This window comes from Fuscibacter oryzae (assembly GCF_016765795.1).
Lineage (GTDB): Bacteria > Pseudomonadota > Alphaproteobacteria > Rhodobacterales > Rhodobacteraceae > Fuscibacter > Fuscibacter oryzae.
In genome coordinates this window covers 523,403-548,033 of sequence record NZ_JAESVP010000001.1, presented here as the reverse complement: position 1 = coordinate 548,033, position 24,631 = coordinate 523,403, and the positions used below count along the sequence as shown (strand labels likewise).

The 24,631-nt window shown below is 63.5% G+C and carries 24 protein-coding genes; 15 read left to right on the top strand and 9 right to left on the bottom strand.

Annotation, left to right across the window (positions count from 1 at the left end; genetic code table 11):
- Positions 1–265: 265 nt before the first annotated feature.
- Together JI744_RS02665 and JI744_RS02660 are read left to right on the top strand one after the other, a co-directional pair.
- The gene (locus JI744_RS02665) at positions 266–883 is read left to right on the top strand and encodes a hypothetical protein (protein WP_202658019.1); all 618 of its coding nucleotides are present in this window, start codon (positions 266–268) and stop codon (positions 881–883) included.
- A gap of 7 nt (positions 884–890) precedes the next feature.
- Complete coding sequence (locus tag JI744_RS02660) at positions 891–2,981, top strand: caspase family protein (RefSeq protein WP_202658017.1); 2,091 nt, start codon at positions 891–893, stop codon at positions 2,979–2,981.
- Here the strand turns inward: JI744_RS02660 and JI744_RS02655 are convergent, their stop codons facing one another.
- Positions 2,982–5,495 (bottom strand): ABC transporter permease, encoded by a 2,514-nt coding sequence (locus JI744_RS02655; RefSeq protein ID WP_202658015.1) that lies wholly within the window; start codon positions 5,493–5,495, stop codon positions 2,982–2,984.
- Entirely contained in the window at positions 5,492–6,172 is a 681-nt protein-coding gene (locus JI744_RS02650) for an ABC transporter ATP-binding protein (RefSeq protein WP_202658013.1), read from the bottom strand. The genes JI744_RS02655 and JI744_RS02650 overlap by 4 nt, the downstream gene beginning before the upstream one ends.
- On the opposite strand from JI744_RS02650, the gene JI744_RS02645 reads away from it, so the two are divergent.
- The 3 genes from JI744_RS02645 (at position 6,171) to JI744_RS02635 (ending at position 9,595) form a co-directional block, all read left to right on the top strand.
- Positions 6,171–6,860, top strand: a complete 690-nt coding sequence (locus tag JI744_RS02645) for an arylesterase (protein WP_202658011.1) — start codon at positions 6,171–6,173, stop codon at positions 6,858–6,860. The two genes, JI744_RS02650 and JI744_RS02645, sit on opposite strands and share 2 nt — an antisense overlap.
- 99 nt (positions 6,861–6,959) lie before the next feature.
- On the top strand, positions 6,960–8,372 hold the full coding sequence (locus tag JI744_RS02640) for an FAD-binding oxidoreductase (protein WP_202658009.1): 1,413 nt from the start codon (positions 6,960–6,962) through the stop codon (positions 8,370–8,372).
- Positions 8,369–9,595, top strand: a complete 1,227-nt coding sequence (locus JI744_RS02635; RefSeq protein ID WP_202658007.1) for an MFS transporter — start codon at positions 8,369–8,371, stop codon at positions 9,593–9,595. The genes JI744_RS02640 and JI744_RS02635 overlap by 4 nt, the downstream gene beginning before the upstream one ends.
- 3 nt (positions 9,596–9,598) lie before the next feature.
- Here the strand turns inward: JI744_RS02635 and JI744_RS02630 are convergent, their stop codons facing one another.
- Complete coding sequence (locus JI744_RS02630; protein WP_202658005.1) at positions 9,599–10,519, bottom strand: DMT family transporter; 921 nt, start codon at positions 10,517–10,519, stop codon at positions 9,599–9,601.
- A 108-nt stretch (positions 10,520–10,627) separates the two neighbouring features.
- On the opposite strand from JI744_RS02630, the gene JI744_RS02625 reads away from it, so the two are divergent.
- Entirely contained in the window at positions 10,628–11,083 is a 456-nt protein-coding gene (locus JI744_RS02625) for a GNAT family N-acetyltransferase (RefSeq protein ID WP_202658003.1), read from the top strand.
- Positions 11,084–11,144: 61 nt separating this feature from the next.
- Positions 11,145–12,857 carry an adenine deaminase gene (gene ade, locus JI744_RS02620; protein WP_202658001.1) on the top strand — a complete coding sequence of 571 codons (1,713 nt, stop codon included), beginning with the start codon at positions 11,145–11,147 and terminating at the stop codon, positions 12,855–12,857.
- A gap of 77 nt (positions 12,858–12,934) precedes the next feature.
- Here the strand turns inward: ade and JI744_RS02615 are convergent, their stop codons facing one another.
- Together JI744_RS02615 and trxB are read right to left on the bottom strand one after the other, a co-directional pair.
- Positions 12,935–14,641, bottom strand: coding sequence for a bifunctional sulfate adenylyltransferase/adenylylsulfate kinase (locus JI744_RS02615; RefSeq protein ID WP_202657999.1), 1,707 nt, complete (start codon positions 14,639–14,641; stop codon positions 12,935–12,937).
- A 744-nt stretch (positions 14,642–15,385) separates the two neighbouring features.
- Complete coding sequence (trxB, locus tag JI744_RS02610; protein WP_202657997.1) at positions 15,386–16,327, bottom strand: thioredoxin-disulfide reductase; 942 nt, start codon at positions 16,325–16,327, stop codon at positions 15,386–15,388.
- A 184-nt stretch (positions 16,328–16,511) separates the two neighbouring features.
- On the opposite strand from trxB, the gene JI744_RS02605 reads away from it, so the two are divergent.
- Positions 16,512–17,012: an Lrp/AsnC family transcriptional regulator gene (locus tag JI744_RS02605; protein WP_202657995.1), complete on the top strand. Its 501-nt coding sequence runs from the start codon at positions 16,512–16,514 to the stop codon at positions 17,010–17,012.
- Between the two features lie 62 nt (positions 17,013–17,074).
- On the opposite strand, the gene JI744_RS02600 is transcribed toward JI744_RS02605, so the two are convergent.
- On the bottom strand, positions 17,075–17,410 hold the full coding sequence (locus JI744_RS02600; protein WP_202657993.1) for an ArsR/SmtB family transcription factor: 336 nt from the start codon (positions 17,408–17,410) through the stop codon (positions 17,075–17,077).
- 202 nt (positions 17,411–17,612) lie between these two features.
- On the opposite strand from JI744_RS02600, the gene JI744_RS02595 reads away from it, so the two are divergent.
- The 5 genes from JI744_RS02595 (at position 17,613) to JI744_RS02575 (ending at position 20,192) form a co-directional block, all read left to right on the top strand.
- Positions 17,613–17,966, top strand: coding sequence for an AtpZ/AtpI family protein (locus JI744_RS02595; protein ID WP_202657991.1), 354 nt, complete (start codon positions 17,613–17,615; stop codon positions 17,964–17,966).
- Complete coding sequence (locus tag JI744_RS02590) at positions 17,950–18,735, top strand: F0F1 ATP synthase subunit A (RefSeq protein WP_236019200.1); 786 nt, start codon at positions 17,950–17,952, stop codon at positions 18,733–18,735. The genes JI744_RS02595 and JI744_RS02590 overlap by 17 nt, the downstream gene beginning before the upstream one ends.
- Positions 18,736–18,780: 45 nt before the next feature.
- The gene (locus JI744_RS02585; RefSeq protein ID WP_202657989.1) at positions 18,781–19,023 is read left to right on the top strand and encodes a F0F1 ATP synthase subunit C; all 243 of its coding nucleotides are present in this window, start codon (positions 18,781–18,783) and stop codon (positions 19,021–19,023) included.
- A 77-nt stretch (positions 19,024–19,100) separates the two neighbouring features.
- A complete protein-coding gene (locus tag JI744_RS02580) occupies positions 19,101–19,631 on the top strand; it encodes a F0F1 ATP synthase subunit B' (RefSeq protein ID WP_202657987.1) in 531 nt (176 codons plus the stop codon).
- 3 nt (positions 19,632–19,634) lie between these two features.
- Positions 19,635–20,192 (top strand): F0F1 ATP synthase subunit B, encoded by a 558-nt coding sequence (locus JI744_RS02575; RefSeq protein WP_202657985.1) that lies wholly within the window; start codon positions 19,635–19,637, stop codon positions 20,190–20,192.
- Positions 20,193–20,299: 107 nt separating this feature from the next.
- On the opposite strand, the gene JI744_RS02570 is transcribed toward JI744_RS02575, so the two are convergent.
- The 3 genes from JI744_RS02570 to JI744_RS02560 form a co-directional block, all read right to left on the bottom strand.
- Entirely contained in the window at positions 20,300–21,067 is a 768-nt protein-coding gene (locus JI744_RS02570) for a FadR/GntR family transcriptional regulator (protein ID WP_202657983.1), read from the bottom strand.
- Between the two features lie 102 nt (positions 21,068–21,169).
- The gene (locus JI744_RS02565) at positions 21,170–21,823 is read right to left on the bottom strand and encodes an OmpA family protein (RefSeq protein WP_202657981.1); all 654 of its coding nucleotides are present in this window, start codon (positions 21,821–21,823) and stop codon (positions 21,170–21,172) included.
- A 107-nt stretch (positions 21,824–21,930) separates the two neighbouring features.
- A complete protein-coding gene (locus JI744_RS02560; protein ID WP_202657979.1) occupies positions 21,931–22,782 on the bottom strand; it encodes a methylated-DNA--[protein]-cysteine S-methyltransferase in 852 nt (283 codons plus the stop codon).
- Positions 22,783–22,891: 109 nt separating this feature from the next.
- Between JI744_RS02560 and nth the strand changes: the two genes are divergently transcribed.
- Both nth and JI744_RS02550 read left to right on the top strand, forming a co-directional pair.
- Positions 22,892–23,536 (top strand): endonuclease III, encoded by a 645-nt coding sequence (gene nth, locus JI744_RS02555; protein WP_202657977.1) that lies wholly within the window; start codon positions 22,892–22,894, stop codon positions 23,534–23,536.
- Positions 23,533–24,516: an adenosine kinase gene (locus tag JI744_RS02550; protein WP_202657975.1), complete on the top strand. Its 984-nt coding sequence runs from the start codon at positions 23,533–23,535 to the stop codon at positions 24,514–24,516. The genes nth and JI744_RS02550 overlap by 4 nt, the downstream gene beginning before the upstream one ends.
- The last annotated feature ends 115 nt before the right edge of the window (positions 24,517–24,631 follow it).

Genomic DNA, 24,631 nt, shown 5'->3' with positions numbered 1-24,631 from the left:
TTTCCGCCGGTGGCGGGCAGAGTTTGGCGCGATGGTGTTCGGCAAGCCCTGCAACCGCACCGACAGCACGCTTGTGGCCCCGCCGTGCCAGAGGGCTTGGGCTGCGCCTGATCAGGCCGCACCAACATCGGCAACAGCGGCCGTCTTTCGCGCCGAACGGCTATTTCGGCTGGGCCTGCGGCAAAAAATGCCCCGCCGAAATCCTTGGTTTACAGGGGCGCTGCGGCTGGCGACTATGGGTCGTCACCAAGCCATAGGGGGTCATATGCTGCGCCTTGCCGTCCTGCTGTCCTTTGCCCTTGCGCTGCCCGCCATTGCGGAACCGCTGTCGCCGGTCCGCACCGCGCAGCTTTCGGCGCAACTTTACCAAGCCGGGCTGGAGACGGGCGATGCTGTGCTGATCCTGTCGGCGGCGAAATTGCGCAAGGGGCTGAACCCCACCAAGGGCACGCTTTCCGCGCAAGGGGCAGCCGCGGGCGAGGGCGCGCCTTTGGCGTGGGAAGAGATGCTGGCCAAAGCCGAAGAGCTTGCCGCAGGCGATGATGCCGTACTAGGCCTGATCGAAGACACCCGCGACGAAGGGGCGCGGGGTGTTACCTCTGGCCCGGTTTACAACATTGGCAGCTTGGGCAACGGCGGCACCGATACCTATCCGGCGGTTGATTTTATTGGTGGCGAATATGCCGAGATCTATGTCGAGGCCAAGGATGCCACCGACCTGAACCTGACCGTTTATGACGCGCAGGGCCGCCTTGTGTGTTCCGATACCGACCGCAGCCCGATTGCCTATTGCGGCTGGCGGCCTGATCAGACCGCAGGCTTTACCATGAAGGTGGAAAACCACGGCCCCAAAGGTGCGGCCTACGCCCTGATGACGAACTGAGGCTACGGTGCGCCGTCTGGCTTTCGCGATCACGCTGATCCTTGCGTCCGTGCCTGTGCTGGCACGCGAGAATTACGCACTGCTGATCGGGGTCAGCCAGTATCCCGCGCTGGACCGGAAATACTGGCTGAAAGGTCCGGCCAATGACATGGCACTGGTCGCCACATATCTGACGACCGAGGCGCCGGTGAAATTCACCCCGCAGAATGTGGTGGTGCTGGCCGATGGCGTTCCCGGTGCCACCGACACCCCCACGCTGGGCCATATCCGCGACCGGATGGCGGCGCTGACGGCCCGCGTACAGCCCGGCGATTTCGTCTATCTGCATTTTTCCGGCCACGGCACCCAGGCCCCTGCCGCCGACCCCGAATCTGAACTGGATGGTCTGGACGAGGTGTTTTTGCCCCGTGACATCGGGCCATGGTTGGCCGACGTGGGCCATGTGCAGAATGCGCTGGTCGATGACGAGATCGGCGCGATGATCGATAGGTTGCGCGCCAAGGGGGCGAATGTCTGGGCGGTGTTTGATAGCTGCCACTCGGGCACCGTCACGCGCGGCGCGCCTGATGGCGAAGAAGAGCTGCGCACGCGGCAAGTGACGCCGCAGGCGCTGGGTATCTCTGGCGCGGCGATTGAGGCTGCCGCCGCACGCACCCGTGGAACCCCGTCCGATCCGCGTGCCGAGCCAGATGCACCGGTGGAGGTGGGGGCCGCAGGGCCACAGACGGGTAGCTTCGTCGCCTTCTTTGCCGCCCAGACGACCGAGGTGACGCCCGAAAAGAACTTGCCCAAGGGCAAGCCGGGCCGCGTGCCGCAGGGGGTGTTCACCTATACGCTGATGCAGGTGCTGGCCGAATATCCGAACGCCACCTATGGCCAGATCGGGCAAGAGGTCTTGCGCAAATACGCCACCACCTCGATTGCCCGCACCACCCCGATGTTCGAAGGCGATCTGGGTCAGGTGGCTTTTTCCGGCCTGCCGGGCAGGCGGGTGGATCAATGGGTGGCCCGCGTTGGTGAACAGGAATTCACAATTCCGGCTGGCAGCCTGCATGGTCTGGCCACCGGCGATGTACTGGCGGTGATGGCGACGGCGGCGGATGCAACCCCGGATGCGCTGGGCTATGCCCGGTTGACGCAGGTTCAGACCTTTGGCGCGCAGGCCGTTCCAATTGTGCAGCAGGGCAAGGCTTTGCCCGATGCGCTGCCCAAGGGTCTGATGCTGCGCAAGATCGGCGCCGGTCTTGATTTTGGCCTGACCGTCGCCCTGCCGCCTGCGGGCAGCCTTGCAACCGATGCCCTGACAACCGCCCTGCCGGTGCTGATTAAAGCCGCAGGCCCCCGCATCACCTTTGTGCCCGCAGGCGATGCCAGTGCCGATCTGCGCCTTGCAATCCTGCCGGACAGCCCCCGCCCCGATGCGGTCTGGGTTCTGCCTGCGACCGGGCTGGCTGACGATCTGACCACCACGCCCTCGGTTTCAACCGCCGACAAGGATGCGGAGGGCGTGGCGCAGGCGATGGGCGCGCTGTTGGGCGCCATGGCCAAGGCGATCAATCTTACGAAAATGGCGGGCGCGGTGGGGGCGGGCGGGCTGGATGTCGATGTTCAACTGCTGGCCGGCCCCAACAAGGATGCGCTGCGGCCCATGCCCGCCAGCGCCATTCCCCGGTTGATTCCCGGTGATCAGGTGCATGTCGTGGCCGAAAACCGCATGGCTATTCTGGTTGACGTGAACGTGCTTTACATCGGGGCCGACTGGTCAATCTCGCACTGGTATTCGGGCCGGTTGCAGCCGGGCGACAGGTTGAAAAAGGGCCTGTTCAAGATTTCCGACGCGGTTCTGGGCGCTGAGCGGCTAATCATCGTGCTGACCCCCGCTGCAGCGCAATCGCCTGTCGAAGATCTTGGCTTTCTTGCCCAGCCCAGCCTTGATGTCACCCGCGACGTCTCAACCCGCTCTGGTCTGAATGCCGCACTGGCCGAGGCCGGGTTTGGCCAGACCACCCGCAGCGCCACCGCGTTGCAGGAGGAGACCGCAGATGGCCCCGGTCCCGCCATCCTGCAACTGGAGCTGCGCACCGTGCCTGCAAACTGATCATTCGGCCGAGCGCAGCACCTGTGCGGGCCGCGCCGCCAGCGGGCGCAGCATAAAGGCCAACCCGGCCAGCAGCGTGGCCAGCACCCCGCCTGCAACAACGACCAGCGCGGGCAGGGAGGCGAATTGATAGCTGCTGTCCATGACAAAGCGCATCACCGCCCAGCCGGCCACTCCGCCTGCGACAATTGCAACCAACCCCGCCGCCGCCCCGGTCAGCGCTGCACGCATCGCGAATGACCACAGAATGCGCCCACGCGATGCGCCCAGCACCCGCAGCACCGCCGCCTCTTGCCGTCGCACAGCCTCTCCGGTTGCCGCCGCGCCAATCAGCACGGCAAAGCCGGTGACCAAAGTGGCCAGTGCTGCCAGCGTCACCGCATCGGCAATCGCCGACAGCGCCTCGGCCACGCGGGCCGCCGCGTTGCGCACGCTGATCGCGGTTACATTGGGGAAGGCCTTGGTCACCTGCCGCAGAATGCCTGCCTCTGCCTGCGGCCCAGAATAAACGGTGGCGATATGGCTATGCGGCGCGCCTTGTAAGGCCGCCGCGTTCAGTACCATGACAAAGCCCATCCCGGCGTTGGAAAAATCCACCGCCCGCAGGCTGGTAATGGGGGCCTCAATGTCGCGGCCCAGCACATTCACGGTCAGCACATCGCCCAGCTTCAGGCCCATCTCTTTGGCCTCGGTCTCGGCAAAGCTCATCTGGGGCGTGCCGGTGTAGCCCTCGGGCCACCACGCGCCTTCGGTGATCGTGGTGCCCGCAGGCAGGGCGTCGGCGTAGCTCAGCCCCCGGTCGCCGCGCACCACCCAGTGATCGCCCGCCACCTTGCGCGCATCCTGCCCGTTGATCCGGGTGATCACGCCGCGCAGCATCGGGGCACTTTCCTGCCGGGTAACGGCAGGATTTGCGGCAATCATCGCGCGGAACGGGTCAATCTGGTCGGGCTGGATGTCGATGAAAAAGAAACTGGGCGCGCGGGTTGGCAGGTCGCGGGCAATCGCCTGACGGATATTGGTATCGATCTGCCCCACGGCGGCCAGAACCGACAGGCCAAGGCCAAGGCCCAGCACCACCTGCACGGTGCCCGCCCGTGGCCCGCCAATCGCGGCCAGCGCCAGCCGCAGCGCGGGCCGCCCCTGTATGGCCCGCAGCCGCGCCAACCGGCGCGTCAACCGCATAAGCCCGACCGCTGCCAACGCCAGCAACCCCAGCGCGGCCAACACCCCGCCTGCCGTGCCCAGTGCCAGCGTCCATGCGCCAGACAGCACTGCCGCCCCGCCGATCAGCAGCCCGGCCAGCGCCACCACCGCCGCGATATGCCGGCGCGCGGGCCAGCCTCCTAACCCTCCACGATACAGCGCCGCCGCCCTGATCCGCGCGGCGCGGGCAAGGGGCCATAGCGCGAACAGAAAGACCGAGGTCACGCCGTAAAACACCGCCTCGAATACCGGGCGCCAGTAAAGCGCAATGGTTGCCGGAAAGGGCAGGGCGGCGGCGATCTGCTGTGCGAACAGCAGCGGCAGGCCCACGCCCGCCGCCAGCCCCAGCGTCACGCCCAGCCCGGACAGCACCGCTACTTGCATCAGGCTGGCGCGAAAGATCAGGCGGCTATCCGCCCCCAACGTGCGCAAGGTGGCCAGCGTGGAGATTCGCGCCTCAACCCAGGCCCTCACCGCCGAGGCAACGCCAATCCCGCCCACCGCCATGCCCGACAGCCCGACAAGAATCAGAAACGCGCCCACCTGATCGACAAACCGCTCCACCCCCGGGGCCGCACGGCGCCGGTCGGTCCAGCGCAGGCCGGTTTCGCGGAACTTGGCCTCCGCTTCGGTCTTCAGCGCGGCCACATCGGCCTTGGGCGGCAGAGCCATCCGGTAAGAGGTGTCAAACAGCGTGCCCGGCTGCAACAGCCCCGACCGTGCCAGATCGGCGGTCCGCACAAGGGTGCGCGGGGCCATCTGAAAGCCGCCGGTGGCGCTGTCTGGTTCTTTCGCCAGCAGGGCGGCCAGCACAAATTCCTGCGTGCCAAGGCGAAAGCGGTCGCCGGGGCGCAAGGCCATCTGGTCGGCCAGCAAAGGCTCCATCACCGCGCCGGGCAGGCCGTCCTTGCCCGCAAAGGCCTGCGCCAGCGTCTGGTCGCCCTGCAGGGCAAGGCTGCCCAGTAAAGGGTAGGCCCCGTCCACCGCCTTGACCTGCGTCAGCACCTGATCGTCGCCCGCAATCGCCATAGACCGGAACTCGACAATCTCGGACACTTGGCTGGCCACGCCCGCCATCCACGCCTTTTCGGCCTCGCTGGCAAAGCGATAGGTAAACTCGGCCTGCGCATCGCCGCCCAGGATGACGGCGCCCTGTTCGCTCAACCCCGCCTCGATGGCAGAGCGGACCATGCCCACAGCCGCAATCGCCGCGACCCCAAGCGCCAGGCAGATCAGGAAAATGCGGAACCCGGCGATGCCGCCGCGCAACTCTCGGCGGGCGATGCGGGCGGCAAGGCGCAGGCTCATGCCGAAGGCCCGTCAATCCGGCCATCGGCCAGCCGGATGATCCGGTCGCAGCGCGCCGCCAGTTCGGGGGCATGCGTCACCATGATCAGCGTGGCGCCATGACGGTCGCGCAGGGCAAACAGCAGGTCCATGATCGCGGCACCATTGGCGCTGTCCAGGTTGCCGGTCGGCTCATCGGCCAGCAGAATCGTCGGGCGGGGGGCCACGGCGCGGGCCAGCGCCACGCGCTGCTGCTCTCCCCCCGAAAGCTGGGCGGGATAGTGGTCGGCGCGGTGGGAGAGGCCAACGGCCTCCAACTCTGCTGCGGCCCGGGCAAAGGCGTCGGGCGTGCCCGCAATCTCCATCGGCAGGGCCACGTTTTCCAGTGCGGTCATCGTGGGGATCAGGTGGAAGTTCTGAAACACCACCCCCATGCGGCCCCGTCGGAACCGCGCCAGCCCGTCCTCGTCCATCGCGCCCAGATCCTGCCCTAGGGCTGTGACTTGCCCCGCCGTCGCGCGCTCCAACCCGCCCATCAGCATCAGCAGCGACGATTTGCCTGACCCCGATGGCCCTACCAGCCCCACCGTCTCTTGGGGGATGACAGTCAGCGAAATGGCCCTAAGTATCTCGACAGGGCCAGCATTGCCGCGCAGGGTCAGGCCCACGTCTTCCAGCCTAAGGACAGGGTCCGCCATGTTACACCTTTCAACGCTTCGGTTCAGATATGCGTCGGGCCGGGCGATCCGCAATGTCTGCATGGCTGTCGGGTTGATCTTTTCTGCACCTGCATGGGCCGAACCCATCACGGTTGTGGCACTGGGCGACAGTCTGATGGCGGGCTATGGGCTGGCGCCCGAGGCGGGGTTGGTGCCGCAGCTTCAGGCATGGCTGACCGAACAGGGCCGCGATGTGGTGGTAGTGAATGCCGGGGTTTCTGGCGATACAACGGCGGGCGGGCTGTCGCGGCTGGATTGGAGCCTGACGCCCGAAACCGATGCGTTGATCGTGGAGCTGGGGGGCAATGACATGCTGCGCGGCCTGTCCCCCGAAGAGGCGCGCGCGAACCTTGAGGCGATTTTGAAGGGCGGACAGGCGCGGGGTTTGCCGATGCTGCTGGTGGGCATGAAGGCACCAGGCAACTTCGGCGCCGATTACAAGGCCAGGTTCGATGCGATCTACCCCGATCTTGCGGCGCAATACGGCGCTGTTCTTCTGCCCTCGTTCTTCGCGCCCCTGACAGAGATGGCCGACCCGGCGGCAGCGCATGCGATGATGCAGGCTGACGGCATTCACCCCAACGCCGAAGGGGTGAAAAAGATCGTTGCGGGCCTGGGCCCCAAGGTGCTGGAGCTTCTGGGCCGGGTGAAATCCTTCTCTCCCTGAAATATCCGACAGATTTCCTGACGCTGCCGGGCATCCGCTCCTCTGGTCTTTGCTGTAGGAAACAGGCATCTTCCGACCGTTCCCGGAGTTGCGTTGCAAATGTCCCTTCACGACGATCTTGTCGCCCTTCTTGGGGCGTCTCATGTGCTGACCGGCGATGACCTTGCCCGCTACCGCGCCGAATGGTCGGGCCACTATTCCCCCAACCCCGCCATCGTCGCCCGTCCGGCCAGTACAGCCGAGGTGGCGGGTGTGGTGCAGATTGCCGCGCGCCATGGCGTGCCTGTGGTGCCTGTTTCGGGCCTGACCGGCCTTGTCGGCGGTGCGATGACGACGGGCGGCCTGATGGTGTCGGTCGAACGGCTGAACCGCATTCGCGAGATCCGGTCCGAGGCACGGACGGCGGTGGTCGAGGCCGGGGTGATCCTGTCGCGCCTGCATGATGCGGCAGCAAGGCAGGGGATGTATTTCCCGCTGTGGTTCGGGGCGCGCGGCTCGGCGATGATCGGGGGCGTGCTTTCGACCAATGCGGGCGGCAGCAATGTGCTGCGCTATGGCTCCACCCGCGCGCTGTGTCTGGGGCTGGAGGTGGTGCTGGCCGATGGCCGGGTGCTGAACCTGATGTCGGAACTGCACAAGGACAATTCCGGCTATGACCTGAAACAGCTTTTCATCGGGGCAGAGGGCACGCTGGGTATCATCACCGCCGCCGTGATGAAGCTGGTGCCCGCCCCGCGCGCCTATGCCACCGCCACGCTGGCGGCGCGGTCCTTGCCTGATGCGCTGGCATTGCTGAACCGACTGCGCGAAGTGACGGGCGGGCTGGTCGAGGCGTTTGAATACATGCCCGCCACCTATATGCAGCGGCTGGCCGAGGCGCGGCCCGATGTGGCGCTGCCCTTTGGCGGGCAGCGGTATGAGACGAATATCCTGGTCGAAATCGCCGCCACCGCCCCCCGCGATGCGGCGGTGGCCGAAGATGGCACCGTGCCGCTGACCGCGCTGCTGGAGGAAACCCTTGGTCAATTGATTGAGGAAGGCGCCGTGCTGGATGCCGAGATCGCGCAGAATGAGGCGCAGCGTCTGACCATGTGGCACCGCCGCGAACTGGCCGCCGAAATCACCATCGCGCGCCAGCCGACGATTGATACCGACATCGCGCTGCCCTTGCATCTGGTGCCCGAATTCTTTGCCCGGATCGAGGCCCGCCTGCCCGCGCTGGACCCCGGTTGCGATACGCTGTCGGTGGCGCATCTGGGTGACGGCAACATTCATTACACCGTCTATCCGACCCGCGACGACCCCGCGCTTTATGACGCCGTGGTCGAGGCGGTCGAAGATGTGGTGCAGGACTTGCATGGCAGCTTTTCGGCCGAACATGGGGTGGGCCTGTCGAAACTGGCCACGATGAAGCGGCGCAAAGACCCGGTGGCGCTGGCCGTGATGCGCGCAATCAAACAGTCGATTGACCCCGAAAACCGCATGAACCCCGGCAAGGTCATTCCGGAATGAGCCCGCTTGCCCAGATTGCCCGCCAGCCCGTACTGCGGATGCTGGCGCTGATGCTGGTGCTGCAAGGCGCCCATAGTGCAGCGATCTACCCCTATCTGTCGCGCATCGCCATTCACGAGGTGGGGCTGTCAGATAACGGGCTGGCGCTGCTGATGACGTTTTCCTCGGGCTTTTCGGTGGCAGCCTCGGTGTTGATCGGGGTGATCGGCGATCTGCGGGCCAACCGCAAGACGCTGGTCATTGCCACCTCGGTCGCGGCGCTGATCGGCAATCTGGCGATGCTGGTCCATCCCGGCGTCGTCAGCCTGATTGTGGCCCATGGCGTGATGTTCCCGCTGGCGTGGAGCCTACTGGGCCAGTCTTTCGCGCTGGCCGGTCTGGTCATGGCGGGGCAGCCGGGGCGCGACGGGGTGCAGGCGGTCATTCGGGCGGGGCTGTCGGCGGGGTTTCTGGCGCTGCTGATCTGGTTCACCTTTGCCTTTGCCGACAGGTTCGTTCCTGGCCAGATCTATCTGGCGGGGGCGATTTTCAGCGCGGGGCTGGTGGCGGTTTCAGTGTTCATGTGGCCGCGCGATGGCCGGGGGGCGTGGAATCACGCGCCCTCGGGGTTGAACCTGATCCAGAGTTTCGCCGAAATCGCCCGCCCGGAAATCTTGCTGCGGATGGGGCTGTTGGGGGGCGTGCTGTCGATTGGCACGCTTTACATGATGCTGGTCTCGCTGATCTTTCAGGCCAATCCCGGTCGGTCGGCGGGGGATGTGGCACTCTATGTCGGCATGGTCGCCGGGTGGGAGGTGCCCTTCATGCTTGTGCTGTCGCGGCTGGCAGGGCGGGTCCGGCGGGCCACGCAAATCGCCGTCGGCGCGGCGATTTATACCGGGCATCTGGCCTTGATGCCGGTCTTGGTGGGGCACTGGTCGCTGTGGCTTTTGCCGCTGCTGGCGGGCATGGGCGGGGCGGCCATTCTGACCCTGCCAATCGGCTATTATCAGGATCTGACCAATGGGCGCACCGGGGCTGCGGCGGCGCTGTTCGCGCTGCAAAAGCTGGTCAGCGATGTTTGTGCGGCGGCAATTTTTGCGGCGGGCATGGCCATTGGCGGCTATGGCACAACCGCGCTGATCGGGTCTGCCGTGACGTTGGCGGCTTCGCTGGGGCTGTATCTGGCGGACCGTCGCGGCGATGTGGCCTTTGCCATGCCGGTGCATCGGGTTCAGCCCTAGGTCTTACCCCTGCGGCGTCATCGCCTTGCGCTGGCGGGCGCGTTCCAGCCCCAGCCGCCGTTCGCGCCAGATGATCAGCAACCCCGCCGTAACCACCAGCGCGGCCCCGCCCAGCACGGTTGGCGTGGGCACCTCGGCAAAGATGAACCAGCCGATCAGCAGCGCAAAGATCATCGAGGCATAATCGAATGGCGCCACCAGCGAGGCATCCGCCTCGCGGTAGCTGGAGGTCAGCAGAATCTGGCCTGCACCGCCCAGAAGGCCTGCACCTATCAGCAGCGCAGCCTCGCCCAGTGTGGGAATGACCCAACCAAAGGGAATGGTGATCAGGGACAGACAGGTGGCGGTGACGGAAAACCAGAACACGATCACCGGCGTGCGTTCGCTTGCCACCAGCTTGCGCACGGTCACCTGCGCCAGCGCGGCAAAGATCGCGCCTCCAAGCACAACCACAGCGCCAAAGGCCTCTGTTGTGCCAGCAGCCCCTTTGACAACCGTCAGGCGCGGCGACAGCACGATCAGCACGCCGATCATGCCAAGGATGACGGTCGAGATGCGGAACAGCCGCACCTCTTCGCCCAGAAACATCGCTGCGAAAATCACTGTCAGCAGCGGCGCGGCATAGCCGATGGCGGTGACTTCCGGCAGCGGCAGATAGGCCAGCCCCGAAAACCCCAACCCCATTGCCAGCGTGCCCATCAACCCGCGCCAGACATGGCCCCACGGGTTCGCCGTGCCCAAGCCTTGGCGCAGGTCTCCCACCACCGCCAGCCACAGCACGATGACCGGAATGGCGAACAGCGACCGGAAAAACACCGCCTCGCCCCCCGGCACATGACCAGTGGTCGCCTTGATCATCGCCTGCATGACGATGAAGATCAGGACCGAGCAGAGTTTGAAGGTAATGCCGCGCAGGGGACGCATGAGGATTCCTTTTGCCCCTTCGTCTTGCGGCAGAACGCGGGTGGGTTCAAGCTACGGTTAGCGACCGAGTGCACAGGGGTTTGCCGCCCGCCACCCAAGGAGTCAGGTATGACATCCCGTATCGCGATGGAGCGGATCAGTACGCAACAGGCATCCCCCGAGGATGCCGGGCATCTGGCCGATATCCGGGTTGCAGCGATGCGCCCCAGTCTTGAGGCGCTTGGCCGGTTTGATACCGACCGTGCCCGCCACCGCCTGCTGGACGGGTTTTGTGCGGGGGATACCACGCTGATCAAGACAGATGGGCTGGTTGCCGGGTTTTACGTCCTGCGCAACCGTGGGGACCATCTTTACCTTGATCACTTCTATCTGTCGCCAGACCAGCAGGGGAAGGGTATCGGGCGGTGGATTGTCGAAACGATCAAGGACAAGGCGCGCAGCCTTGGCACGCCGGTCCGCCTGATGGCGCTGCGGCACAGCGCGGCGAATGCTTTCTACTTGGGGGCCGGTTTTCGTGCCTTGGGTTCTGAGGGCTATGACATCCATTACCAATGGGGGCCGTAAGGCCGCAACGCCCTTGCACCAGCCAGCCCCTTGCGCTTCCCTATGGTGAAAGGAGACTGCCATGCCCCATATTCCGGCCGCTGCCCCGCTGTCTGACCGTATCGCGCAGGGACGGGGGCAGGTGCCTGCTGATCTGGTGCTGAAAGGCGGGCGGGTGTTCGACCTGATCACAGGCGATCTGGTTGAAACCGATGTGGCGATTTGCGGCGATACCATCGTCGGAACCTTCGGCAGCTATCAGGGCCGACGAGAGGTGAACGTGGCGGGCAAGGTGCTGGTGCCGGGCTTCATCGATACCCACCTGCATATCGAAAGCTCGCTGATCACGCCCTTCGAATTCGACCGCTGCGTCCTGCCGCATGGCGTGACGACGGCGATCTGTGACCCGCATGAGATTGCCAATGTCTGCGGCCTGACCGGCATCCGCTATTTCCTGGAGGCGTCCACCCGCACCTTGATGGATATTCGCGTGCAACTGTCGTCCGGCGTGCCCTCAAGCCATATGGAAACCACTGGTGCGCGGCTGGAGGCGGCGGACCTGATCCCGCTGATGGACCACCCCCGCAACATCGGGCTGGCCGAGTTCATGAATTACCCCGGCGTGTTGATGCTGGATGAAGGCTGCATGGCCAAGCTGGAGGCGTGGAACGGGCGGCACATCGACGGCCACTCGCCCCTGCTGCGGGGGGCTGACCTGAACGGATACCTCTCCGCCGGGATCCGCACCGAGCATGAGGCGACGAGCTACGACGAGGGGCTGGAAAAGCTGCGCAAGGGGATGCGGGTTCTGATCCGCGAAGGGTCGGTATCGAAGGATCTGCACGCGCTGGTGGGGCTGCTGACCGAACGTCATTCACCCTATCTGTGTCTTTGCACCGATGATCGGAATCCGTTGGATATTGCGGAACATGGCCATCTGGACTGGATCATCCGCACCGCAATTGCGCTGGGCGCGCCTCCGCTTGCGGTTTACCGCGCCGCCAGCCTGTCGGCGGCCGAGGCGTTCGGGTTGAAAGACCGGGGCCTGATCGCGCCGGGTCGGCGGGCCGATATTGCGGTGATTGACGGGCTGGAGGGCTGCCATGTGTCGGCGGTCTACGCCGGCGGGGTCGAGGTGACCGCAGCCGCCTTTGCCGCCCGCGACACCATCCCCCCCGTGGCGCGGCATTCGGTCAAGGCCCGTCCCGTGACGGCAGAGAGTTTCCGCACCGGCGGCAACCGTGTGGAAACTCCGGTGATCGGCATCATTCCCGGCAAGATCATCACCGAACATCTGACCTATGACATCGCACCCGTGGATGGCGACAAGCGCCCAGACCTTGCGCGCGACCTCATCAAGATTGCGGTGGTGGAACGGCATGGGGTGAACGGCAACATCGCCACCGGGTTCGTGAAGGGCTTCGGGCTGCAAAGGGGCGCGATTGCCTCGACCGTCTGCCATGACCACCACAACATCGCCGTGGTGGGCGCGGATGCGGGCGATATGGCCGTGGCAGCCAACCGGCTGGGGCAGATTGAGGGCGGGTTTGTTGTGGTTGAAGGGGGCAAAATTCTGGCCGAACTGGCGCTGCCTGTGGCGGGGTTGATGAGCCTGAAACCGTTCGAGGCGGTGCATCAAGAGCTGATCGCCCTGCGGGCTGCGGCCAAATCGCTGGGCGTGGTGCTGGAAGAGCCGTTCCTGCAACTGGCCTTCCTGGCGCTGCCGGTGATCCCGCATCTGAAGATCACCGATCACGGGATGGTCGATGTCGATAAGTTCGAGGTGATGCCGTAGGGACGCACCAATCCATCGCACAATTGTGAAACGAAAAGAGCCGCTCAAATGGGCGGCCCTTTGGTTGTTTGGAAAGCTCAGGCCTTGATCAGACCCATGGCCTCCAGCTTCAAGATCACTTCATGCGCGCAGGCATCCACGTCGGTGCCAGTGGTGTCGATGCGCAGTTCGGGCTTTTCCGGGGCCTCGTATGGGTCGGAAATGCCGGTGAATTCCTTGATCTTGCCTTCCCGCGCCAGTTTATAAAGGCCCTTGCGGTCACGCTTTTCGCATTCCTCGATGCTGGTCGCCACATGCACCTCGATAAAGGCGCCATAGGCTTCGATCATCTCGCGCACAGCGCGGCGGGTGGCGGTATAGGGCGCGATCGGGGCACACAGGGCGATGCCGCCGTTCTTGGTGATCTCGCTTGCGACATAACCGATGCGTTTGATGTTGATGTCGCGGTGTTCTTTCGAAAAGCCCAGTTCTGACGACAGATGTTTCCTGACCACATCGCCATCCAGCAGCGTAACCGGGCGCCCGCCCATCTCCATCAGCTTGACCATCAGCGCGTTGGCGATGGTCGATTTGCCCGAACCGGAAAGGCCGGTGAAGAACACGGTAAAGCCCTGCTTGTCACGCGCCGGGCTGGTCTTGCGCAGTTGCGCGACGACCTCGGGGAACGAGAACCATTCCGGGATGTCCAGCCCTTCACGCAGGCGGCGGCGCAGTTCGGTGCCGGAAATGTCCAGCACGGTCGAGCCTTCGGGGATCTCGTTCGCCGGGAAATACTGGGCCTTTTCCTGCACATAGACCATGTGCTTGAAATCAACCATGGTTACGCCGATTTCGGCCTCGTATTTCTTGAACAGGTCTTGCGCGTCATAGGGGCCATAGAAATCCTGACCCTGGCTGTTCTTGCCGGGGCCGGCGTGGTCGCGGCCAACGATGAAATGGGTCACGCCGTGGTTCTTGCGGATCAGGCCGTGCCAGACCGCCTCGCGCGGGCCACCCATGCGCATCGCCAAACCCAGCAGCGACATGGTGGTGGTGGATTGCGGATATTTGTCGATCACCGCCTCATAGCAGCGCACGCGGGTAAAGTGGTCCACGTCGCCCGGCTTCGTCATGCCGACGGTCGGGTGGATCAGCAGGTTGGCCTGTGCTTCGCGCGCGGCGCGGAAGGTCAGCTCCTGATGCGCGCGGTGCAGGGGGTTGCGGGTCTGGAAGGCCACGATCTTCTGCCAGCCCAGCTTGCGGAAATAGGCACGCAATTCGTTTGGGGTGTTGCGGCGGGCCTTGAAATCGTAATGCACCGGCTGCTGGATGCCGGTGATCGGGCCGCCCAGATAGACCTTGCCGGCGGTATTGTGCAGATAGTTCACGGCCGGGTGGGCCAGATCATCGGCGCCGAATACCTTGGCCGCTTCGTTCGATTTGTTCGGCACCCATTTGTCGGTGACCGACAGGATAGCCAGAATGACACCCTCGGCATCGCGCAAGGCAATATCCTGACCGGGTTCGATCTTTTCCGCGAAGCCTTCGTTCACATCCAGCGTGATGGGCATCGGCCACAGCGTGCCATCGGCCAGCCGCATGTTTTCCACGACGCCGTTGTAATCTTCTTCCGACAGGAAGCCCTTCAGCGGGTTGAACCCGCCGTTCATCAACAGTTCCAGATCGCAGACCTGACGCTGGGTCAGATCCCACGACGGCAGGCCACCGGCCTCGACCTTCAGCTTCTGGGCGGATTCGTTGGAAACATAAAGCTCCGGGATCGGAGCGTGATTTGAAAGGGCCATGGCCGTGCTCGCTTGTGCTGCCTGAGAGGGGCGGGGTCGCCGTTTGGCGCGGAATTAGCGACGGAATCGGGCGAGTTTCAAGCGAAACAGCGCAGGTTCCGTGGGAAAAGGCGGTTTTCCGGCAGGAATGGCAGCGCGTGGATTGGCGTTGCGCCGGTGGCGGATGCGGCGCGAAAATGTTCCTTCGCCCGCCCAGAATGCGGAACCTGTCTCACCGCAACGGTATGGGCGCGCGATGGCCGCGGGGGAGTGCGGGGCGATAAAAAAGCCCTGACCGCCGGGGCATCGCGGCGGTCAGGGCATAAACATGGCATCACTCAAGGCGTGGCAAAGGAGATGCCTTTCAATCGTAATGACAGAAAGGAGGAAACAAATAACGCACGGCAGAACGAGCCAGAAACAAAGCTGGCGCGGTGGTCAGCCTTTGGTACGAACCGCAACAAGCTGACCGCGCGCCTTGGCACCATGGATCCCCATGGCACCCGCCAACAGGGCAGAGGCACATACAAACACAGCCGCGAGGGACAGAACCATTAAACCAACATCCATTTTCAAATCTCCCTCGCGTAAACTCTTTATGCCAGAAACTCGATCCGGGCACTATTCTGTGGGTTGAAGATGCAATGTTTCCCGGTTGTGAACGCAGATTTCTGGGTATTTCGAATTTTATGATGTTTTTCAGTCATTTGCCGGAAGACCGGTAAGAACACCTATCCGAAAGGACATGTCCCGTTTTTCGCCGATTCAGCCCTGTTCTGCCAGCCAGCGTTCGGCATCCAGCGCCGCCATGCAGCCCATCCCGGCCGAAGTGACCGCCTGACGATAGATATGGTCGGTCAGATCGCCCGCCGCGAAGACTCCGGGAATCGCGGTGCGGGTGCTGCCCGCTTCGACCGAGACATAACCGCCCGAATGCAACGGAAGCTGATCCTTCACCAGCTCGCTGGCGGGAGCATGGCCGATGGCGACGAAAAAGCCGTGGCAGGGCACGTCTTTCACCTCGCCCGTCACCAGATTGCGGGTGCGCACGGCAGTCACGCTGGTGGGGGCATCGGAGCCCAGAACTTCGGTGACCTCGCTGTTCCACAGCATTTCGATCTTTGGGTGCTTGAACAGCCGGTCCTGCATGATCTTTTCGGCGCGCAAGGTATCGCGGCGGTGGATCAGCGTTACCTTGGTGGCGAAGTTGGTCAGGAACAAAGCCTCTTCCACGGCGGTATTGCCGCCGCCGATCACCACCACCTCTTTGCCGCGATAGAAAAAGCCGTCACAGGTGGCGCAGGCGGAAACACCAAAGCCCTTGAACTTTTCCTCGGATGGCAGGCCCAGCCATTTGGCCTGCGCGCCGGTGGCCAGAATGACCGCATCGGCGGTATAGGTGGTGCCGCTGTCGGCCCGCGCGGTGAAGGGGCGCGAGCCGAGGTCAAGCGAGGTGATGTAATCCGAGATCACCTCGGCCCCCATGGCCGTCGCATGGGCTTCCATGTTCACCATCAGGTCGGGGCCCTGGATATGGGTCTGGCCGGGCCAGTTTTCGACCTCGGTCGTGATGGTCAGTTGCCCGCCGGGTTGCAGGCCCTGCACAAGGATAGGGTTCAGCATGGCGCGGGCCGAATAGACCGCCGCCGTATAGCCTGCGGGGCCGGAGCCGATGATCAGAACCTTTGTGTGCCGCGTCTCGCCCATGATACCCTCTGCCGGATTCGTCCCGCCCGATATAGGCGGTGAAACCGGGGCGCGAAAGGCCCCGGATCGGCCGCCGTAAAGGCAGGCAGTTTCCGCAAGAGCGCGAAATATAGGGGTGCATTTGCGTAATATTATTGCGCAGAGCGTGCCGCTGGCCTATCAAACGCCCAAAATGGAGTCACCCATGGCCGTCTCGAAGCTGGACCCGATTGATCGCCGCATTCTGGCAGAGCTGCAAGCCGACGGGCGGATGACGAATGTGGAGCTGGCCAGCCGGGTCGGTATTTCGGCCCCGCCCTGCCTGCGCCGGGTGCGGACGCTGGAAGAGCAGGGCTATATCAAGGGCTATCACGCCGATGTCGATGCCCGCGAACTGGGCTTTGAGGTGCGGGTGTTCGCCATGGTGCGGCTGCGCAGTCAGGCCGAGGTGGACCTGTCTGCGTTCGAGCGGCGCTGCAAGGAATGGCCCCTGGTGCGCGAGTGCCACATGCTGAACGGCGAGATCGACTTTATCCTGAAATGCGTGGCGCCCGACCTGTCGAGCTTTCAGCATTTCCTGACCGATCAGTTGACGGCGGCGGACAATGTGGCCTCGGTCAAGACCAGTCTGGTCATCCGTTGTGCCAAGGACGAGCCGGGCCTGCCGTTTGATGTGCTGGAAGAGCGGCTGGCGAAGAACGCCTGACCGAAGGCCGGGGGGCCAGCCCCCCGGACCCCCCGGGATATTTATGAACAGATGAGGGGGATTCAGTCTTCGGGCGGGGCGCTGAATTCGGTTTCCAGAAAGCGTTCGAAGGCATCAAGGTCAACGGGTTCGAACTGCCCGAAGCCCTGCATCCAGACCGAAGCGGCGCGGAAGGCGTCGGGGTCGAGCTTGCACCAGATGACGCGACCACGCTTTTCGCGGGTGATCAGACGGGCGTCGGCCAGCACTTGAAGGTGTTTCGAGATGGCGGCCAGGCTCATCTGGAAGGGTTCGGCCACATCGGTGACGGCCATGTCATCTTCCAGCAGCATTGACAGGATCGCCCGGCGGGTCGGATCGGCAAGGGCGGCGAAGACGGGGCTGAGGGGGTCGGTCATGCGCGTATCTGGCCGGGGTTTCGGGAGATCGTCAACCGAAAGGTTGAATATGACTTGCGGCGGAAATGTGCCGAAATCTGAACCGGGGCGTTGAGGGATATTTAGAAAATCGTTTAATATCAGGCTCTTGCTGGTTGATGCTTTGCTTGACTCACATTCGCGTGCTGCGTAGGTTCGCGGCGACTGTTCCGGGGGCCTGATGATGCCTGAAACGCCCGATCCTGACCGCCTGCGCGCCCTTGAGGCGAAGCTGGCGGCGGCCAAGGCGGCAAGGGCCGAGCCAGCGGAAACAGGCAAGGGATTTTCGCAGGGCGAAGTGGCCTGGCGGATGGTGTCCGAGCTGGTTGCCGGCATGGTGATCGGCCTCGGTATCGGCTTTGGGTTGGACCATGTGTTCGGCACGCGCCCCATCTTCCTGGTGATTTTTGTTCTGCTTGGCTTTGTGGCGGGCATCCGCACGGTGATTGGCACCGCGCGCGACATGCAGGCCAAGGCCGAGGCGCAACGACAAGGGCAGGGTGACCTGCCGGAACCGAAGGATGACAGACGTGGCTGAAGGCGCCTTTGCAATTCACCCGATGGACCAGTTCGTCGTGAAACGCTGGTTCTGCCACGATGATCCGGCAACGCCGCTGATCAACGAATGCACGCAGAACATTCATTGGTATGACATCACCAATGTCACCGTCTGGATGGCCGTTGCGGTTCTGGTGATCACTCTGCTGATGGTTGTCGGCTCTCGTGGCCGCGCCGTCATTCCGACCCGCCTGCAATCGGTGGGCGAGGTGATCTATGGCTTCATCCACAAGATGGTCGAGGATGTGGCGGGCCATGACGGGGTGAAATACTTCCCCTTCGTGATGACGCTGTTCCTGTTCATCCTGTTTTCCAACCTGCTGGGCCTGCTGCCGAAAAGCTTTACACCCACCAGCCATGTTGCCGTCACTGTGACCTTGGCGCTGATCGTGTTCCTGTTCGTTACCCTGCTGGGTCTGGCGCGCAAGGGCATCGGCTTTCTGGGCATGTTCTGGGTATCGTCGGCGCCGCTGGCGCTGCGCCCGGTGCTGGCGGTGATCGAGATCATTTCCTACTTCGTGCGCCCCGTCAGCCATTCTATTCGTCTTGCGGGTAACCTGATGGCGGGCCACGCCGTTATGAAGGTCTTCGCGGGCTTTGCCTCGATGGCGGTGATCTCGCCCGTTGCAATCGGCGCTGTCTCGGCCATCTACGGGCTGGAACTGCTGGTGGCTGTGGTCCAGGCCTATGTCTTTACCATTCTGACCTGCGTCTATCTGAAAGACGCGGTGGGCGATGCCCACCACTAAGGTCTGAACCCTATCCTCAAACATCGCATACCAAAGGAGAAAAACATGGAACAAGTTGGTGAACTCGCCCTTCTCGGCAAATACATCGGTGCTGGTCTGGCTGCTATCGGTCTGGGCGGCGCTGGTATCGGCGTGGGCAACATTGCCGGCAACTTCCTGGCGGGCGCCCTGCGCAACCCGTCGGCTGCCGCTTCGCAAACCGCGAACCTGTTCGTCGGCATCGCATTTGCCGAAGCTCTGGGCATCTTCTCGTTCCTGATCGCTCTGCTGCTGATGTTCGCAGTCTGATCCTGACCGTCTAACGTCTCGGCCGGAGGGGCGCGCTGCCCCGCCGGCCTAGTGTTTCAAGACCGTGAGGAAATGACATGGCGACCGAAGCGCATGAAGCGGCACCGGCGTGGCACGCCACCGGGATGCCGCAGCTTGATATCACGACCTGGGCGAACCAGATCTTCTGGCTGGCGGTTGCGCTTGTCGTGATCTTTCTTGTGCTGTGGCGCGTGGCCCTGCCCCGGATCGGGGCGGTTCTGGCCGAACGCCGTGGCACCATCACCAACGACCTTGCTGCGGCAGAAGAGCTGAAGCAAAAGGCGCTTGCCGCTGAAAAGGCCTATAACGACGCGCTGGCTGCTGCCCGTGCAGAGGCGGGCCGTATCGTCGCCAAGGCCAAGGCCGACATTCAGGGCGATTTGAACGCCGCGATTGCCAAGGCCGATGCCGAAATTGCCGCGAAAACGGCAGAATCGGAAAAGGCGCTGGCCGAAATTCGGGCCGGGGCAGAGCAGGCCGTGTCTGCGGTGGCGCTGGATACGGCGGATGCCGTGGTGTCAGCGCTGGGCGGTCAGGCCGATCCGGCAGCCGTGAAGGCTGCGGTCGCAGCCGCGTTGAAAGGGTAAGCCATGAAGAAACTCAGCTTTACCCTTGCAGCCCTGACCGCAACGCCTGCGATGGCGGCCTCTGGTCCGTTCTTCTCGTTGCACAACACCGATTTCGTGGTGTCGGTGGCGTTCATCCTGTTCGTGGCGATCCTGCTGGTCGCCAAGGTTCCGGCCAAGATTGCCGGTATGCTTGATGGTCGCGCGGCGACGATCAAGGGCGAACTGGAAGAGGCCAAGGCGCTGCGGGATGAGGCGCGTGCGCTGCTGGCTTCCTATGAGAAGAAGCACAAAGAAGTGCAGGAGCAGGCCGACCGCATCGTGGCTTCGGCCAAGGAAGAGGCTGGCATTGCGGCGCAAAAGGCCAAGGATGATCTGAAACTGTCGATCGCCCGCCGTTTGGCTGCGGCGCAAGACCAGATCGCCTCGGCTGAAACGGCTGCGGTGCGCAAGGTGCGCGAGCATGCCGTCGATGTGGCCGTGGCTGCTGCGTCAACCGTGCTGGCCAAGCAAAAGACCGCTGCCAGTGCCGCGGCCTCGATTGATGAGGCGATTGCACAGGTGGAAGCAAAGCTGCACTGATCGCTGCACCAGAATGCACAAAGGCCCAGGGGAAACCTTGGGCCTTTTGCGTTTGCGGCTTTTCGCGACAGGGTTTTCACAACAGGGCTGGCAGGCTGCCCCACAAGTCAGCGGGTATTTTCATGGTCCAGTCTCTGGCGCGCAATGGCCTCGTTTCGCTCGGCACGAATCTGGTCTGACTGGGCGCTGTGAACATAGTCCATATGCGCCTCGACCGCCGCGCGGGTCGCGGCTGGGTCGCGGCGTTGCAGGCCCGAGTTGATGGCGCGGTGCTGGTCCAGCAGCTGATCGCGGGTGATGCGGTTCCTGAACATCATCTGGCGGTTATAAAAGACACCGCCGCGCAGCAGGTCATACATCGACCGCATCATATGCAGCATGACGACATTATGGCTGGCTTCGATGATCGCCATGTGAAAGCTGGCATCCAGCTCGGCCTCATCCGTCGGGTCGCGCTTTTGATGGGCGGCCTCCATCTTGGCAAAGATCGTGCTGATCACCTGTAGATCGGTGTCAGAGGCCATCCGCGCAGCGCGCTCGGCGGCCAGTCCCTCCATGTCGCGACGAAAGGCGATATAGTCGAACACCGCCTCGTCATGGCTGGCGAAAAGCTGGATCAGCGCTGGCGCGAAGGCAGAGCCAAGCACATCGCCAACAAAGATGCCAGAGTTGGGGCGGCTGATCAGCAGGCCCCGTGCCTGCAAATCGGCGACCGCTTCGCGCAGGCTGGGCCGCGACACGCCCAGTTTCTCGGACAGTTCGCGCTCTGACGGCAGGCGCTCACCGGGGCGCAGGATACCGCGCAAGATCAGCAGTTCGACCTGACGAACCACGCTATGTGACAGTTTCTCGGCTTCGATCTTGTGGAAAGGCATAGCGTCCCCCGCGATTGGTCGAAGAATATGACCAATCTGCGCCTGCCTTCAATGCGAAAGGGCCGGGAAATCCGGCCCTTTGCCTAAAATATCGGCGCTGACTTAGCGGTAGGGCCGGATGATGATTTCCACCCGACGGTTCTGCGCACGGCCTGCCTCGGTCGCATTCGAGGCAATCGGCTGGGTCTTGCCTTTGCCGATGGTCTGGATGCGCGACGACGGAACGCCCGAATAGGACAGAACATTGGCGACCGACGAGGCGCGGCGCTGCGACAGGTCCATGTTATAGGCATCCGACCCGGTGCTGTCGGTATGGCCGATCACCTGGATGGTGCTGTTGGGGTATTTGACCAGGCTGTTGGCAACCGCCTGCACATCGCGGGTCAGCGTACCGCGCAACTCGGCGCTGTCGGTGGCGAACAGCACGTCTTGCGGCATGTTCACGACCAGATAGTCGCCATAGTTTGTCACGGTGATGTTGGGATTCGACAGGCTGCCACGCAGTTCTGCCGCCTGACGGTCCAGGTTCTGGCCGATCAGCGCACCGGCACCGGCACCCAGCGCGCCACCGATCAGCGCACCTTTCAGCTTGTCGTCATCGCTGACAGCCGCTCCACCCAAGGCACCGACCAGACCGCCGATCATGGCGCCGTTCTTGGTGCGGGCATTCGGATCGCCCGAGGTGTTGGGGTCAACACAGCCAGCCAGCAGGACAACACCGGACAGGGTGGCAAGAAGAGGGGTCTTGAAGCTCATGTTACGCCTCGAAATATTGCAGGGCCTGATGTGCCCTCGACCGTTTGAATAGCAGTGTTTCGCCTATAGCGACAGCGACTTGCCCTCTTGGCGCAAGTTTCCGCGCATCACGAAACCGGGATGGCATCGGCTCTTGCGGCCTCCCATGCCAGAATTGCGCGCTTGACGGGCAGCCCCCAGTGATAGCCGCCAAGCCCGCCATCGCGCCGGAGTGCGCGGTGGCAGGGGATCAGAAAGCTTATCGGGTTGCGCCCCACGGCGGTGCCGACGGCGCGCATCGCGGCGGGGTGGCCCACCGCGCCCGCAATCTCGGAATATGTGGTCACATGGCCAGAGGGCACCCGCATCAGCGCCTCCCACACCTTGATCTGAAAGGGTGCGCCGATCAGGTGCAGCGGGGTAGGGCCATCGGGGTCTGCGCCAAAGGCAGCCTGCACCCATGGGCGGAGGGCATCGGCGTTTTCGATGAATTGCGCCTTGGGCCAACGTCGCGTCAGGTCAACCAGCGCGGGATCGTGCCCCATCTCGGCGGCAAAGCCCATGCCGCAGATGCCCTTGTCGGTGCCCATGACGATGGCGGGGCCAAAGGGGCTGTCAAACCAGCCCCAGTTGATCACCAGCCCCTCACCCCCCTTGGCATAGTCACCGGGGCTCATCGCCTCCCACCGCAGGAACAGATCGTGCAGGCGGCCCCCGCCTGAAAGACCGGCCTCCAGCGAGGTTTCCAGCACCGTGAAACGGTCGGCCAGCAGGCGGCGGGCGTGATCCAGCGTCAGATACTGCTGATAGCGTTTGGGCGAAATGCCGACCCAGGCCGAGAACACCCGCTGGAAATGGCTGGGCGACATGCCCATGCGCGCGGCGAGGTCATCAAGAGACAGGCCTGGCCCGCCCTCATCGATGATCTTCAGCGCGCGGGCGATGACATTGTAATGATAGCTGGGCGATTGGTCGGTCATGGCGGTCTCCTTGGCGGCAAAGTTAGGCCGGGTGGCCCAACGTTGCGACCCGATTCCTGCGCGAAACCTGCGCTTGCCCAAACCCGGCGGCGCGGGCATACCCTTTGCCATGGCACGCCAGCTTGATTACCCCACGATGCACCGCATCTTTTCGCGTTTCCGTGACGCCAACCCCGAACCGAAAGGGGAGCTGGAGCATGTGAACGCCTTTACCCTGCTGGTCGCCGTGGCCCTGTCGGCGCAGGCGACCGATGCCGGGGTGAACAAGGCCACGCGCGGTCTGTTTCCGATTGCCGATACGCCCGAAAAGATGCTGGCCTTGGGCGAGGAACGGCTGATCGAGCATATCAAGACGATTGGACTGTTTCGCAACAAGGCGAAAAACGTCATCCGCCTTTCCCAACTGCTGATCGACAATTTCGGCGGTCAGGTGCCCTCGTCCCGTGCGGCGCTGCAATCCTTGCCCGGTGTGGGCAGAAAGACCGCCAATGTCGTGCTGAACATGTGGTTCCATCAGGCCGCGCAGGCGGTGGACACCCACATCTTTCGCATCGGCAACCGCAGCGGCATTGCGCCGGGCAAAGATGAAACGGTGGTGGAACGCGCCATCGAAGATAATGTTCCGGCTGAATTTCTACAGCACGCCCACCACTGGCTGATCCTGCACGGCCGGTATATCTGCACCGCCAGAAAACCCCGCTGCGCCGATTGCATCATCGCCGCAGACTGCCAGTTCGAGGAAAAGACCGCATGAAGCGCTATCAGGTTGTGGGCATCGGCAATGCAATCGTCGATGTGTTCTCGTCTGCCGACGATTCTTTCCTTGAATTGATGGGCATTGAAAAAGGCATCATGCAACTGGTCGAACGCGAGCGGGGCGAGCTGCTTTATGCCGCGATGAAAGACCGGGTGCAGGCGCCGGGCGGGTCGGTGGCCAACACGCTGGCGGGTCTGGGCAGCCTTGGGCTGACCACCGCCTTCATTGGCAGGGTGCATGATGATGCTTTGGGCCGGTTCTATGCCCGCACCATGGCGGATGAGGGCACCGATTTCGTCAACCCGCCGGTGCCGGGCGGCGAGTTGCCGACCTCGCGCTCCATGATCTTCGTGGCGCCGGATGGTGAGCGGTCTATGAACACCTATCTGGGCATCTCCTCGGAACTGGGGCCAGAGGATGTGTCGGATGACGTGGCGGGCAAGGCCGAAGTGCTGTTTCTTGAGGGCTATCTGTATGACAAGCCCAAGGGCAAGCAGGCGTTTGAACGTGCGGCCAAGCTGTGCCAGCAGGGCGGCGGCAAGGCAGGCATTGCGCTGTCCGATCCGTTCTGCGTGGATCGCCACCGCGACGGGTTCCGCCATCTGGTGCGCGAGCTGGATTATGTGATCGGCAACGAACACGAATGGTCGAGCCTTTATCAATGCGATCTTGACGCGGCGTTGGCGCAGGCGGTCAAGGATTGCGGGTTGGTGGTCTGCACCCGTTCGGGGGATGAGGTCATCCTGATGATGGGCGATGACCGCGCCGTGGTTCCGGTGCGCCGCGTGGTGCCGGTCGATGCCACGGGCGCGGGCGATCAGTTCGCTGCCGGGTTTCTTTATGGCATGGCGACGGGCCAGACGCTGGCAACCGCTGGCCGAATGGGCTGCGTGGCGGCGGCAGAGGTGATCAGCCATTTCGGCGCGCGGCCAGAGGCGGACCTGAAGGCACTGTTCCGCAAGGAAGGGCTGATCTAGGGCAGACTGGCGATCAGCCAGCCGAAGTCGGTGTGGATTAGGAAGCACATTGCCTCCTCGCCCGCATGTGCGGTTTCTGCAAGTGTCTGGTCCACCAGAAATACCCAATGGCAAT